This is a genomic window from Paraburkholderia kirstenboschensis (assembly GCF_904848585.1).
Classification (GTDB): Bacteria; Pseudomonadota; Gammaproteobacteria; order Burkholderiales; family Burkholderiaceae; genus Paraburkholderia; species Paraburkholderia kirstenboschensis.
Genome location: NZ_CAJHCR010000001.1, coordinates 621,373 through 635,248, shown reverse-complemented (window position 1 = coordinate 635,248; position 13,876 = coordinate 621,373). Strand labels below are relative to the sequence as shown.

Annotated in this window: 12 protein-coding genes; 9 read left to right on the top strand and 3 right to left on the bottom strand. The window is 64.7% G+C overall.

The features are described from left to right. The first annotated feature begins 48 nt into the window (after window positions 1-48). The 4 genes from wrbA to JMY24_RS02920 all read left to right on the top strand — a co-directional run bounded on the left by wrbA (window position 49) and on the right by JMY24_RS02920 (window position 3,412). Window positions 49-651 (top strand): NAD(P)H:quinone oxidoreductase, encoded by a 603-nt coding sequence (gene wrbA / locus JMY24_RS02935; protein WP_128584750.1) that lies wholly within the window; start codon window positions 49-51, stop codon window positions 649-651. After that, window positions 648-1,055 (top strand): DUF2069 domain-containing protein, encoded by a 408-nt coding sequence (locus JMY24_RS02930; RefSeq protein ID WP_201701371.1) that lies wholly within the window; start codon window positions 648-650, stop codon window positions 1,053-1,055. Before wrbA ends, JMY24_RS02930 begins: the two co-directional genes overlap by 4 nt. Window positions 1,056-1,101: 46 nt before the next feature. Then, window positions 1,102-2,526 carry an FAD-binding oxidoreductase gene (locus JMY24_RS02925; protein ID WP_201701370.1) on the top strand — a complete coding sequence of 475 codons (1,425 nt, stop codon included), beginning with the start codon at window positions 1,102-1,104 and terminating at the stop codon, window positions 2,524-2,526. 67 nt (window positions 2,527-2,593) lie between these two features. Next, the gene (locus JMY24_RS02920) at window positions 2,594-3,412 is read left to right on the top strand and encodes a metallophosphoesterase (protein ID WP_128595532.1); all 819 of its coding nucleotides are present in this window, start codon (window positions 2,594-2,596) and stop codon (window positions 3,410-3,412) included. Between the two features lie 57 nt (window positions 3,413-3,469). Here the strand turns inward: JMY24_RS02920 and JMY24_RS02915 are convergent, their stop codons facing one another. Beyond that, on the bottom strand, window positions 3,470-3,628 hold the full coding sequence (locus tag JMY24_RS02915) for a hypothetical protein (protein WP_164853559.1): 159 nt from the start codon (window positions 3,626-3,628) through the stop codon (window positions 3,470-3,472). Between the two features lie 355 nt (window positions 3,629-3,983). Then, on the bottom strand, window positions 3,984-4,922 hold the full coding sequence (locus JMY24_RS02910) for a LysR family transcriptional regulator (RefSeq protein WP_128595533.1): 939 nt from the start codon (window positions 4,920-4,922) through the stop codon (window positions 3,984-3,986). 155 nt (window positions 4,923-5,077) lie between these two features. On the opposite strand from JMY24_RS02910, the gene JMY24_RS02905 reads away from it, so the two are divergent. Genes JMY24_RS02905 through JMY24_RS02890 form a run of 4 tightly spaced genes read left to right on the top strand, consistent with a single transcriptional unit; the run spans window position 5,078 to window position 10,214 of the window. Further along, the gene (locus tag JMY24_RS02905; RefSeq protein WP_413231224.1) at window positions 5,078-6,928 is read left to right on the top strand and encodes an efflux transporter outer membrane subunit; all 1,851 of its coding nucleotides are present in this window, start codon (window positions 5,078-5,080) and stop codon (window positions 6,926-6,928) included. A gap of 11 nt (window positions 6,929-6,939) precedes the next feature. Continuing rightward, a complete protein-coding gene (locus tag JMY24_RS02900) occupies window positions 6,940-9,150 on the top strand; it encodes an FUSC family protein (RefSeq protein ID WP_201701369.1) in 2,211 nt (736 codons plus the stop codon). Beyond that, window positions 9,140-9,340, top strand: coding sequence for a DUF1656 domain-containing protein (locus tag JMY24_RS02895; protein ID WP_128585618.1), 201 nt, complete (start codon window positions 9,140-9,142; stop codon window positions 9,338-9,340). The genes JMY24_RS02900 and JMY24_RS02895 overlap by 11 nt, the downstream gene beginning before the upstream one ends. A 13-nt stretch (window positions 9,341-9,353) precedes the next feature. Beyond that, on the top strand, window positions 9,354-10,214 hold the full coding sequence (locus tag JMY24_RS02890) for an efflux RND transporter periplasmic adaptor subunit (protein WP_128585619.1): 861 nt from the start codon (window positions 9,354-9,356) through the stop codon (window positions 10,212-10,214). A gap of 71 nt (window positions 10,215-10,285) precedes the next feature. Here JMY24_RS02890 and JMY24_RS02885 read toward each other — a convergent pair whose 3' ends face one another. Continuing rightward, window positions 10,286-11,968, bottom strand: coding sequence for a methyl-accepting chemotaxis protein (locus tag JMY24_RS02885; protein ID WP_128595534.1), 1,683 nt, complete (start codon window positions 11,966-11,968; stop codon window positions 10,286-10,288). 498 nt (window positions 11,969-12,466) lie between these two features. Here JMY24_RS02885 and JMY24_RS02880 point away from each other — a divergent pair, with 498 nt between their 5' ends. Beyond that, complete coding sequence (locus tag JMY24_RS02880; RefSeq protein WP_128595535.1) at window positions 12,467-13,771, top strand: MFS transporter; 1,305 nt, start codon at window positions 12,467-12,469, stop codon at window positions 13,769-13,771. Window positions 13,772-13,876: the final 105 nt, after the last annotated feature.

Sequence of the window (13,876 nt, the reverse complement as noted above, 5' to 3'; positions counted from 1 at the left end):
TGTGGAGCGGACCCAAGCCCTATAATACCCGTTCACCGATGAGGCTTAATGAAAGACATTCTCGTGCTCTATTACAGCCGTCACGGCGCCACGCGCGAACTCGCGCTGGCGATCGCGCACGGCGTCGACAGCGTCCCCGGCATGCAGGCGCGGGTTCGGACGGTGCCGCCAGTCTCGACCGTCTGCGAAGCGACACAGCCCGACATTCCCGCTGAAGGACCACCTTACGTCGAACTGCGCGACCTTGAGGAATGTGCGGGCCTCGCGCTCGGCTCGCCGACCCGCTTCGGCAATATGGCCGCTTCGCTCAAGTATTTCCTCGACGGCACGACGCCGCAGTGGCTTTCCGGCGCACTCTCCGGCAAGCCCGCCTGCGTGTTCACGTCCACCGGCAGTCTGCACGGCGGCCAGGAGTCCACGCTGTTATCCATGATGCTGCCGCTGCTTCATCACGGCATGCTGATCGTCGGCATCCCGTACACGGAGAGCGCGCTGAGCACCACGCAGACCGGCGGCACACCATACGGCGCATCGCACTTCGCACGCGCGGGCAGTGCCGAACACGGCATTTCCGCGGACGAAAAAACACTCGCCATTGCGCTCGGCGCACGCGTTGCGCGCACGGCGGCATCCATGAGCGAACGGCCGTGAACAGCCCAACGCCGCAAAAACGCGCCGCGGCATTTGGCGCGACCGCCGCCCTCATTGCACTGATCGCATTGTCGATTGCATGGGAATGGTGGCTAGCGCCGCTGCGTCCGGGCGGCTCGGCACTGGTGCTCAAGGCGTTGCCGCTGCTGCTGGCGCTGCCGGGCGTGTGGCGCCAGCGGCTCTACACGCTGCAGTGGGCGTCGATGTTGATCCTGCTGTACTTTGCCGAAGGCGTCGTGCGCGGCTGGAGCGACCGTGGCTTGAGCTCCCGGCTCGGCTGGCTCGAAGCCGCGCTGACTCTCGTCTTTTTTGTCTGCACGCTGGCCTACGTTGCACCTTTCAAACGCGCGGCAAAGCGCGCCGCGAAGCTGCGCTGCGAACATCCTGCAAGCGCGGACATCTGAACGTCACGCGCCCCCACTCTCAGCCCAAACCCGCTGACCGACCGACATGACCCAAACCGCCTTCCTCACTGCCTGCCGCGACGCCATCGGCGCCGCCCATGTGTTGACCGACGCGCACGACACGGAGCCCTACCTCACCGACTGGCGCCGCCGCTACACCGGCGCGGCCTGCGCGGTGCTCTGCCCGGCCACGCCCGATGAAGTCGCCGCGCTCGTGAAGCTGGCCGTCGAACACGGCATCGCGCTCGTGCCGCAAGGCGGCAACACCGGTCTCGCCGGCGGCGCCACGCCCGATTCGAGCGGTGCGCAGGCGGTCGTCAGCTTGCGGCGTCTGAACCGCGTGCGCGACATCGATCCGCACAACAACACGATTACCGTCGAAGCCGGTGTCATCCTCGCGGAAGTGCAAAAGCGCGCGGAAGAAGCCGGGCGCCTCTTTCCATTGAGCCTCGCCGCCGAGGGCAGTTGCACGATTGGCGGCAATCTTGCGACCAACGCGGGCGGCACCGGCGTTCTGCGTTACGGCAACACGCGCGAGCTCTGCCTCGGCCTCGAAGTGGTCACGCCGCAAGGCGAGTTGTGGGACGGTCTGCGCGGACTGCGCAAGGACAACACCGGCTACGATCTGCGCGATCTGTTCATCGGCGCGGAGGGCACGCTCGGCATCATCACCGCGGCCGTGCTGAAGCTGCATCCGCAGCCGGCCGCGCGCGTGACGGCGCTCGCCGCGCTTGCGTCGCCGCATGCCGCACTCGACTTTCTGTCGCTCACACAAAGCGTCGCCGGGCCGCTTCTGACCGGTTTCGAACTGATGTCGGATTTCTGCCTGCGACTCGTTGGCCGGCACTTCGAGCAGATGCGCTATCCGTTCGCGGAACCGCACGCACAAATCGTGCTCCTCGAACTGTCGGACAGCGAAAGCGAGGAGCACGCGCGCGCACTGTTCGAGCGTCTGATGGAAAAGGCGCTCGAAGACGGCGTGGTGCAAGACGCGGTGGTCGCGGAAAGTCTCGCGCAATCGCGCGCGTTCTGGAATTTGCGCGAACATATTCCGCTCGCGCAGGCTGAGGAAGGCCTGAACATCAAGCATGACATTGCCGTGCCGATTTCGCGCATCGGTCATTTCATCGAAGAAACCGACGCGGCGATCGAGCAGGCGGCGCCGGGCGCGCGCATGGTGACGTTCGGCCATCTCGGCGACGGCAACCTGCACTACAACGTGCAGGCGCCGGAGGGCGTGGACGCGCAGGCGTTCCTCGCGCAGTACCAGAGCCCGATCAACCGGGTGGTTTATGACAGCGTGCATCGGCATCGCGGCAGCATCAGCGCGGAACACGGGCTAGGTCAGCTAAAAATCGACGAGGCGATGCACTACAAGCCGGACGTCGAGGTCCAATTGATGCGAGCAGTCAAACGCGCGCTCGATCCGCTGAACCTGATGAACCCGGGCAAGGTGCTACGCTCGAACTAAAGCTGAAACTTCACGCCGAAGCCTGGCCCGCGCATGTCGACGCGGGTCACTCGCAGGAGCCCTATCCGTGAAAATTCGCGTGCTGTCCGATCTGCATCTGGAGAACGACGAGCCTGAACTCATTCCGCACGCACAAGCGGATCTCGTCGTGCTGGCCGGAGACATCCACAACCATGCGGCGGGCCCGCGCTGGGCCGCGCAGGCTTTCGACGGCGCGGTGCCCGTGGTCTACGTGCCGGGCAATCACGAGTACTACGACGGCGAGTTCGGAGCGCTAGAAAGCGCACTTCACGATGCCGCCGCGCAGGTCGACAACGTGCACGTGCTGAACAACGCCGCGCTCGTCGATCCGCAGGGCCGCTGGCGCGTGCTGGGCACGACATTGTGGACGGATTTTGCGCTGTTCGGCGCCGACAGCGCCGCGCTTGAAGAATCGATAGAGGCGTCGCGGCGCGCCATGCTCGACTTTCGCGGACTGATCCAGATGAACTGGCCGCAAGATTCGCAGGACTGCGTCCAGGACTCGGAGCGCGACTTTACGCCCGGTGACTCGCTCGCGCTGCACCGCCAGGCGCGCGCATGGCTCGAGAACGAACTCGCAAAACCATTTGCCGGCCAGACGATCGTGGTCACGCATCACGCGCCGCATCGGTTGAGTCTTGCAGAGCGCTACGCTCAAGACCGCGTGTCCGCCGGATTCGTCAACCACTTGCCGGAACTCGTACGCGCGCCGGTCGCGCTATGGATTCACGGCCACACGCATACGCCGTTCGACTACACGGTCAACGGCACGCGCGTGGTGTGCAATCCGCGAGGCTACTTCGACCGGCGCAGCGGGCAGTGGGAAAATCCGCAATTTGCGTGGGACAAGGTCGTCGAAATATAGCCCGTGGCGCAGGCAGCGGGTTCAGCTTCGCGCGGCCAGGGCCGCAAGCTCGAACGATTACCGCCCGCCCCGCTGCTTGCCGCTCTCCGGACGCTCGATCTTGATGGATGCGAGTTGCGGCTGCTGTTCGCGCAGGCGGCGCAGCAGGTCGCGAGATGCGGCAATGCCGATTAGTCCAAACATGACGGCCACGCCGATCATCAGGTGCGTATCCATGGAATCCTCGTCCTTCAGTGATTGCGATTGCCGAATCGTGGCGGCGAAATGAACGCACCGGCTGAAGCGGCAGCGTCATCGACACGGTATCAAATCGATTTCAGCCCGGAAGTAAGGAAATGTTGCGGCGCGGCGCTCATGTAACAGGGCGCTATCGGTTTGCTGCGAGCGCCGTCGCCGGGCGGTTGTCGTGAGGCGCGGTTCGAGGCGCTGTCTGGACCGCTGTCAAAGCCGCTTCAGAACCACCGCAGCCGCGCCCCAAGCCGGCGGCACCAGCATCGAGTCCGCCTTCGTCCGCTGGGCTGGCAGCCCATTCACCGAAAACCAACGTAGGCCAACCCCGGCCTCCCCCGCCTCACGTCCGCGCAAACTGCCGCAACTCTTCCTGATCGGCCGCGAGCGTCGCCGGAAGCTCGTCGCGCAGATGCTCGATCCATGTCCGGATCTTGGCGTCCAGATATTGACGCGACGGATACAACGCATAGAGATTCATTTCCTGCGACGTGTACTCCGGCAGCAGCCACACCAGCGAGCCGTTCCGCAAACCGCTGATCGCCGAGTAGATCGGGATCAAACCGACGCCCATGCCGCTCGCCACCCCGACAGCCATCGCCTCCGCCACGTTCACCTGGAAAGTGGCCGGGCCGAGCGTAATGGTTTCCTCGCCGTTCGGGCCGTCGAATGCCCACTTGTCGGACGGAAACACCGGCGTGACCATCTGCAGGCACGTGTGGGCTGCGAGGTCGGCCGGAGTTTGCGGCACCCCGTGCTTCTCCAGATAGGCCGGCGACGCGCAAACAATGCTGAACGCGCTGCCAAGGCGCTGTGACACCAGTCCCGAGTCGGGCAAGCTGGTGGCGAGCGTAAGCGATACGTCGAAGCCTTCGTCGAGCAGATCCGGCATGCGCTGCGCGAGCGTCAGTTCGATATGCACTTCTGGATACCGCTCCTGATAGCGGCCCACGGCCGGCACGACGTAGTGCTGGCCGAAGCTCGTCATTGCATGAACTTTCAGCTTGCCGGACGGACGCGCATGAGCGTCGCTCGCCTCGGCTTCAGCCTGATCGACATACGCGAGGATCTGTTCGCAGCGTTGCAGATAGCGCTCGCCGGCCTCGGTCAGCGCAATGCGGCGCGTGGTGCGGTTCAACAGGCGCGTGCGCAGATGCGCTTCCAGATCGGACACCGCGCGCGACGCATACGCGGTGGTCGTATTCAGGTGCTGCGCGGCACCCGTGAAACTGCCCGCTTCGACAACACGGACAAATACGCGCATGTTTTGAAGCGTATCCATACCTTTCCTTGATGATCGGCAGCGATTGTTACACGGTTTGCAAGGGCGATTATCTCAGCCGTCGTAAGAATGCCTTGCATTTTTACCGGTTATTCCCCAATCGATCCAAAAATATAATTGGCAACTCGGTTCTATAGCAACTTTTGGAGGAAATGGTGCAGTCTCCGGTACCAACAAGGATCACCGCAGCCGCGGTTCTTACGATCCTATTAACAATAGCCGGCTGCGCAAATACCGGAGGCATCGCGCCGCAGGCGAGGGGCACAGACCCGGCGTCGCTCGACGCCGGCAACGCCATTCGCGCGGCCGAGGCCGACGCGCAGTGGCCCGCCGCCGACTGGTGGCGCGCCTATAACGACCCCCAGCTCGACGCATGGATCGAGGCCGCACAGACGAACAACCCGAGCCTCGCCGCCGCTCAGGCGCGCGTGCGCCAGGCCATGTCGATGGCGGGCGTCGCGCGCTCCGCCTTGTCGCCGCAAGTGAACGGCCATCTGTCGATCCAGCGTCAGAAATGGGCCGACAACCTCTACTACGGTCCTGGGCCGCTCGCGGGCGAGCAGTCGTGGAACAACACCGGCACGCTCGCGCTGTCCTATCACCTCGATCTGTGGGGCAAGGACAAGAACGCCGCCGAGCGCGCTCTCGACGCCGCGCACGCCAGCGCGGCCGATGCCCGCGCCGCCCAACTCGAACTGCAAGCCAACGTTGTGCGCACCTACATCGAGATGTCGCTGAATTACGCGCTCCTCGACATCGCTCACGCCACCTTGCAGCAACAGGAGCAAATCGCCGACCTGGCCCGCCGACGCCTGAAAGGCGGCATCGGCACGCAACTGGAAGTGAGCCAGGCCGAAACGCCGCTGCCGGAATACGAACGCCAGATCGACTCGATCGAAGAAAACATCGCGCTCAGTCGCAACCAGCTCGCGGCGCTGGCCGGCAAGGGTCCCGGCGCGGGCGACTCGATCCAGCGGCCGGTGCTGTCGCTCGACGCGCCCGCAGGCTTGCCGAGCGCGCTGCCCGCGGAGCTGATCGGTCATCGGCCGGACGTGGTCGCCGCGCGCTGGACAGTCGCGGCGCAGGCGCGCGGCATCGACGTCGCGAAGGCCGAGTTCTATCCGGACATCGACCTGCTTGCGTCGATCGGCGGTTATGCGGCAATGGGGCCGCTGTTCCAGTTCCTGAAGAATCCGTCGCATAGCTGGAGCGCCGGACCGGCGCTGTCGCTGCCGATCTTCGACGGCGGCCGGCTGCGCTCGCAGCTTGGCGCAGCGTCGGCCGGTTACGACGAGGCGGTGGAGCGCTACAACCAGTCGATTGTCGGCGCGCTGAAGGACATCTCGGACCAGGTCATCCGCATGCGTTCGCTCGCGACACAGGCGCAAGACGCCGACCGTTCGGTCGCCGCCGCGCGCAAGAACTACGAGCTCTCGCGTGAGGGTTATCGGCGCGGTTTGACCGACTATCTGAACGTGCTGATCGCGCAGAATCAGTTGCTTCGGGCCCAGGAAGGCGTGGCCAGGATTCAGGCTGAGCGACTCGGCGTGCATGCGTCGCTGGTCACGGCCTTGGGCGGCGGGCTCGACGACCCGGCCAACGGTCCGCAAGCGAACCAGACTCTGCCGGGGCACGGCAAGGGCAAGACCGCCGTGCAACCCTCGAACGCGCCTGGCGCGAAAGCAGCGGTTGCGCCGGCCGCGATTGGCACGAGGGGGACGATTGGCACGACGGGCGAGCGCAACGCAGACCCCGCAGCGGAAACTACGCCGAAGCGCGCGGCGGCGACCCGCCATGCCGACACCGGCAACACCGCGTCGGCGCAAACGACTTCCGCCAACCGCACTGACCACAGCGATTCGACGCACACGGCACCGGCCAGCCATCCCGGCACAGGGAACACCGCGTCGGCGCAAGCCGGTGCCGCCGCCCGCCAAAGCCAATCCGCTGCCACGGCCTCCGAACATGCGCGCGCCGTTAACATCGGCGCCCCGGCGGCCGAATAAGGAAGCCCGCCATGTCCGCCTCCTCTTCCTGCGCCCCGCGCGCTTCGTCGTTCGCCGCCTGGTATTCGGCCGCCGCCGATTGGGCGCGCACCGACGGCCTCACGTGGATCTATCTGTTCAAGGCGCTCGCCGCGAGCTTCCTCGCGCTCGGTATCGCAATGAAGCTCGACCTGCCGCAGCCGCGCACCGCGATGACCACCGTCTTCATCGTGATGCAGCCGCAAAGCGGCATGGTGTTCGCGAAAAGCTTTTACCGGATTTGCGGCACGCTCGTCGGCCTCGTCGTGATGCTTGCGTTGATCGGACTGTTCGCACAGCAGCGCGAATTGTTCCTCGTCACGACGGCGATCTGGGTCGGCATCTGCACGGCGGGCGCCGCGCGTAACCGCAACTTCAGGTCCTACGGGTTCGTGCTCGCCGGATACACGGCCGCGCTGATCGGCATCCCCGCTTCGCAACATCCCGACGGCGCATTTCTGAGCGCGCTCACGCGCGTCGCCGAAGTCGTGCTGGGCATCGTCTGCGCGGGCGCGGTGAGCGGCCTCGTCTTCCCGCAGTTCGCCGGCTTGCAGATGCGCGGCACCGTGCGGGCACGTTTCTCCGCGTTCGTCGAATACGTGTCCGCGTCGCTCGCCGGCCGCAATGACCGCGCGCAGATCGAAGCGACCAATGCGCGCTTCGTCGCGGACATCGTGGGCTTCGAGGCGGCGCGCAGCGTCGCCGTGTTCGAAGGCCCGGATTCGCGGATGCGCGGCGGCCGTCTCGCGCGGCTGAACAGCGAGTTCATGACCGCATCCACGCGCTTTCACGCGCTGCATCAGTTGATGAACCGTCTGCGCGACGCCGGCACGCACGGCGCGGCCATCGCCATCGACGCGCTCGAACCGTACTTCAAGGAAATCGCGCCGTTGCTCGCGAAGTCCGGCGAACCCGTGTTGAGCGCGGCCGACGCCGCCCACGCCGCCGCGCAACTCGACGCGTACAAGGCCGAACTGCCGCGCCGCGTGCGCGCGACGCGCGCCGCGCTCGAAGCGCATCCCAATGCGCCGCTGCTCGACTTCGACACGGGCGCGGAACTGTTGTACCGCTTTATCGACGATCTGCATGCCTATGCCGCCACTTACGCATCGCTTGCCGTCGACAAGCACGAGCGCGAGCGCTGGGTGGAGCGTTATCAGCCAAAGACGAATGCGATCGCCGCGGGCGTCTCCGGCCTGCGCGCGGCTCTCGTGATGATGGTGCTCGGCGCGTTCTGGATCGCCACCGCGTGGCCGAGCGGCTCGACGTTGACGCTGAATGCGGCGACCGTTTGCGCGCTGGCGTCGTCGTCGCCGAATCCGAAACGCACTGTGTTCCAGATGGCGGCGGGCACGCTCGTCGCCTCCGTGATGGGCATGCTCGCGGTGTACGGCGTGTATCCGCGCATCGACGGATTTCCGCTGCTGTGCGCGGCGCTCGCGCCGTTCCTGCTGTTCGGCGTTTTCATGACCACGCGGCCCGCGCTCGCCGGCTACGGCGTCGGCTACTGCATCTTCTTCTGCTTTCTCGCCGGTCCGGACAACGTGGTTCATTACGACCCGAGCGCGTTTATCAACGATGCGATAGCGCTCGTGCTCTCGATGCTGGTGTCGTCGGTCGCGTTCGCCGTGCTGCTGCCGCCCTCCACGCCGTGGCTGCGCAACCGGCTGCTCGTGGATCTGCGGCGCCAGGTCGCGGTGGCGAGCCGTGCACGCCTCGGTCGCGTGCGCTCGCGCTTCGAGAGCGGCGCGCGCGATCTGATGTTCCAGATCAACGCGCTCGCGCAGGACGACCCGGCGGCGAAGCGCGACACGTTGCGCTGGCTCTTCTCGGTGCTCGAAGTGGGCAACGCGGTCATCGACCTGCGACGCGAAGTGGCTATGCTGCCCGCCGGCCCGCGCTATGCCAAGACGATGCCGTGGCGGGTCTCGCTGCACACGGTGTGCGATGCGCTGAGCGCTCTCTTCGAGCGGCCGCGCGCGGACCGTTTCGAGCGCGCGCTCGAAGCCACCGCAAACGCGATCCGCGCCGTCCAGTCGCTGCTTGCAGAGTTCACGCCGCCGCGCGACGAGCGCCACCAGCTGCAGCGCATTCTGAGTCAGTTGCATTTCATTCGTACCGCGTTGCTCGATCCGCAATCGCCGCTCGAACCGTTGATGAGCGCACGAGCCGACGCGTCACAAGGAGTTCCCCATGCCGCGTGACATTGCCGTTTTCGACGCCTACGTGCCCGCGATCGTTCTGCTGTTCATTGCGGGCGCCGTGCTCACCTGGGTGCTGGATCGCGTAATCGCCTACACGGGCGTGTATCGCGTGGTATGGCATCCGTCCCTCTTCCGGGCCAGCCTGCTCGTGTGTGTGTGCGGCGTGCTGGGCCTCGCCGTTTATCGTTGATCAGAGTCGAAACATGACCATTCGAAATCTTGTTGGCTTCGTCGCGACAGCCATAATCTTTATCGTCGCGATCCTGCTGGGACGGGCACTGTGGGTTCACTACATGGACGAACCGTGGACGCGCGACGGACGCGTGCGCGCCGAGATCGTCAACGTCGCGCCGGACGTTTCGGGCGCCGTCGTCGATCTGCCGGTGAAGGACAATCAAATGGTGAAGAAAGGCGATCTGCTCATGCAGATCGATCCGTCGCACTATCAGATCGCCGTCGAGCAGGCACAGGCCGCGGTGGCCGCGCGCAAGGCCGAATTACAGATGAGGCGCGACGACGCAAAACGCCGCGCGGATATGGATTCGCTCGTGGTGTCGAAAGAGAACCAGGAGAATGCGACGCATACAGCGTCGGCCGCCGAGGCTGCGTATCAGCAGGCCCTCGCCGCGCTCGATGCCGCGAAGCTCAATCTGGCGCGCACGCGGGTCGTGTCGCCGGTCGACGGCTACGTGACGAATCTGAATGTGTTTCGCGGCGACTATGCGACAGCCGGCGCGGCGAAGCTCGCCATTGTCGACAGTCACTCGTTCTGGGTCTATGGCTACTTCGAGGAAACCAAGCTGCCGCACGTGCATATCGGCGACAAGGCGGAAGTCCGGCTGATGAGCGGCGGCACGCTCGAAGGCCATGTGGAGAGCATCTCGCGCGGCATCTACGATCGAGACAATCCGCAAAGCCGCGAATTGCTCGCCGATGTGAACCCGACGTTCAACTGGGTCAGGCTCGCGCAGCGCGTGCCGGTGCGCGTGAGGATCGATTCGGTGCCTGAGGGTGTGGTGCTCGCGGCGGGGATTACTTGCACGGTGGTGGTGAAGCAGAGTTGAGCGGCGCAGTGCGCGCCCGGCTCGTGCCCGGCGCGCTACCACCTCGTTCCGTCTAACCCGTCCAGCGCCTCTTACAACCTGAACTTGCCCACCATCTGCTTCAGGCCATGAGCCTGATCGTCGAGCGATCGTGCTGCGGCAGTCGCCTGCTCGACGAGCGCCGCGTTTTGCTGCGTGCCCGAATCCATCTGCGCGACGGCGAGGTTGATCTCCTCGATACCTGCACTCTGCTCGGAAGAAGCCGCCGAAATCTCGCCCATGATGTCGGTCACGCGCTTCACCGCCTTGACGACTTCGTCCATGGTTTGCCCCGCGTCCTGCGCGAGAGTCGAACCGTTGCCCACGCGTTCGACCGACGTGCTGATCAGCCCTTTGATCTCCTTCGCCGCAGCGGCGCTCCTCTGCGCGAGGTTGCGCACTTCGGCTGCGACCACCGAAAACCCGCGGCCTTCCTCGCCGGCGCGCGCCGCCTCGACTGCCGCATTCAGCGCCAGAATATTCGTCTGAAACGCGATCCCCTCGATTACGCCGATGATGTCGCCGATGCTGCGCGCGCTGTCGTTGATCTCGTTCATCGTCGCGACGACGCGGCTCACCACTTCGCCACCCTTCTCCGCGATCTCCGACGCGTTATTCGCAAGCGTGCTTGCCTGCTTCGCGTTGTCGGCGTTCTGCCGGACCGTCGACGTCAACTGCTCCATGCTGGTCGCAGTGCGCTCGAGCGCCATCGCCTGCTGCTCGGTGCGCTGCGACAAATCGAGGTTGCCCATCGAAATTTCGCTAGAAGCCGTGGCAATCGCGTCCGCGCTCGATGCAATGTCTGACACCGTTGTCGCAAGACCGCTTTGCATGTCGGAGAGCGCGTACAGCACGCTCGATTTGTCCTTGCGTCCTAGCGTGATGTGGTTCGACAGATCGCCCGCCGCGATCCGGCTCGCAATCTCCTTCGCGTACGCCGGCTCGCCTCCGAGCTGGCGCGCGAGGCGCCGCACGACCCACTCGCTGATGCCGGCCGCCAGCACGATCAGCCCTATCGTCATGACGGCGAGCATCACGAACGACGACTGGTAAATGAAACCGGAGGCGTCGATCGTCGCCTTCGCGGCAGTGCCGCGCTCCGCGACCATTTCGTCGACGAGTTTTTCGAGCTTGCCGGTTTCGACCAGCAGCGACACGTCTTGCATGCCGACCTGCCAGTTCATCTGCGACAGGTCGAGCGGCTGCGCCTTCACGAGCGTCACGAAGTCGCGCAGATGCGCGCTCCACACCGTAACAGCGGCGGCAAATTTCTTCTGATGCTCGACGGCCTTCGCGTCCGATTTGTCGACGTACTGTTGCAGCGTGCCCAACTCCGTGGAAAGGCCGTTCAGGCCCTTGTCGATGTCGGCGCCCAGTTCGTCGCGCTCTTTGGCGGTCGTCGCCGTCAACAGCATTTTTTGCGCGCGGCTCGCGCGCAGCATGTGGCCGCGGGCTTCTTCCGCGGCGCGGCTCGCCACATGGCCTTGATCGTAGATGGATTGGGCCGACGTGTTCAGGCGGCTGATCTGGGTGAGGGAAAATACGCCGATCGCCAGCGTGCCGATCAGCAGCACCGCGAAGGCGAGGCGCAACATCGTCTTGACCGATAGCCCCTTCAAGCTCACCGCCCGCGAGCGGCCGCCGTTTCCACCCTTTCCGCGCGAGGGCAACCCCGCCGCTTTCCCATCCGGAACAAAGCCCGCGCCTTTCCGGCTGCCCAACGAAACTGCTTTCATATTCCCCGTCCCCACGTTTAGAACTGCCGCAAAGGTCTGTTCCGGCATTGCTTCTTATCTCTACGGGTCTACGGCATCGACGTCCGCGATCTTTAGCGCGGTTCGTAAAATGCCGATCGTGATCGCCCGATCCTCGACGCGCAGCTTTGTGAGCGCGCGTCCGCGCCCGTTTTATACACGGCCAAAAATCGCGACAGCGGGTTTATCGGCACGCTTGCCAGACGCTTGCTGTCGTGGCAGTCGCCTGCAACCTCGCACTGCGACGGTGCGCAAAACGCTCAACAGCGGCGCCTCGGAGCGCCCAGACCCCCAAACTTACTGTCCGATTCGCGACAAAACTTGTCCTTACAATTCGGTCGAGCCACATTAAACTGCGACAAATAGCTGGCCGCCCGCGACGCCGCGTCGAATGCCGAAACGACGAGGCGCGACGAAGCAAGACCATCGCGATTTATCGCCAGCCAGGAATTGCCCCTTCCTTTTCCTTTGCCCAAACGTATGGAAACCAGCCTCGATAAGCGCGCACTTGCCGGCGCGTCAGCCGTAACCGGCACCACCGCCACTGGCGCCACTGCTACCACTGCCGCAGCTGCCACCGCGGCGGGCTCGACCGCGCAGCCGGCCGGGACAGTGCAGCGCACGGTTTACTCCGTGCTCGGCGCGATCAGTTTTTCGCATCTGCTCAACGACATGATCCAGTCGTTGATTCTCGCCATCTACCCGATGCTGAAAGACAACTTCTCGTTGTCGTTCGGCCAGATCGGCCTGATCACACTGACCTATCAGATCACCGCGTCGCTGCTGCAGCCGCTCGTCGGCATCTATACCGACAAGCATCCGAAACCGTACTCCCTGCCTGTCGGCATGGGCTTCACGCTGGCCGGCCTGCTGCTCATGTCGATGGCGCCCAATTTCGGCGTGCTGCTGGTGGCGGCGGCGCTCGTCGGCTGCGGTTCGTCGGTGTTTCATCCCGAGTCGTCGCGGGTCGCGCGCATGGCGTCGGGCGGCCGTCACGGACTTGCGCAATCGCTCTTTCAGGTGGGCGGCAATGCGGGATCGTCGCTCGGACCGCTGCTTGCCGCGCTGATCGTGATTCCGCACGGCCAGCGCAGCATCGCGTGGTTTTCCGTGGCCGCGCTCGTCGCGATCGTCGTGCTCACGCAGATCGGGCGCTGGTACAAACAGCATCCGTCGGTCAAGAAAGCGCGCAGCCAGACCGCTCATGCGACGCTGTCGCGCAACCAGGTGATGTTCGCGATGGGCGTGCTGATCCTGCTGGTGTTCTCGAAGTACTTCTATCTCGCGAGCATCAACAGCTATTTCACGTTTTATCTGATCGACCGCTTCCATCTGCCGGTGCAGGCCGCACAGATTCATCTGTTCGTGTTCCTCGCCGCAGTGGCCGCGGGCACCGTGATCGGCGGTCCGATCGGCGACCGGATCGGCCGCAAATACGTGATCTGGGTGTCGATTCTCGGCGTCGCGCCTTTCACGCTGCTGCTGCCCTACGCGAATCTGTTCTGGACCGGCGTGCTGACGGTAATCATCGGCGTCGTGCTGGCCTCGGCGTTCTCCGCGATTCTCGTGTATGCGCAGGAGCTGATTCCCGGCAAGGTCGGCATGGTCGCGGGGCTTTTCTTCGGCTTCGCGTTCGGCATGGGTGGAATCGGCGCGGCGGTGCTGGGTGAACTGGCAGATGCGACCAGCATTGGGTACGTATACAAAATCTGTTCGTTCCTGCCGTTGATCGGCGTGCTGACGGTGTTTTTGCCGGACGTGGAAGGCAAACGCGCGAAGGCGTAATACTTCCCGTTCGACGGATAAGAAAAGGCGCTGCGGCGCCTTTTCCTTTTTGCGTGCGCCGCTCATGGTGAACCCGCGTTGTCCGGCGAGCCGCGCGTACTCTAT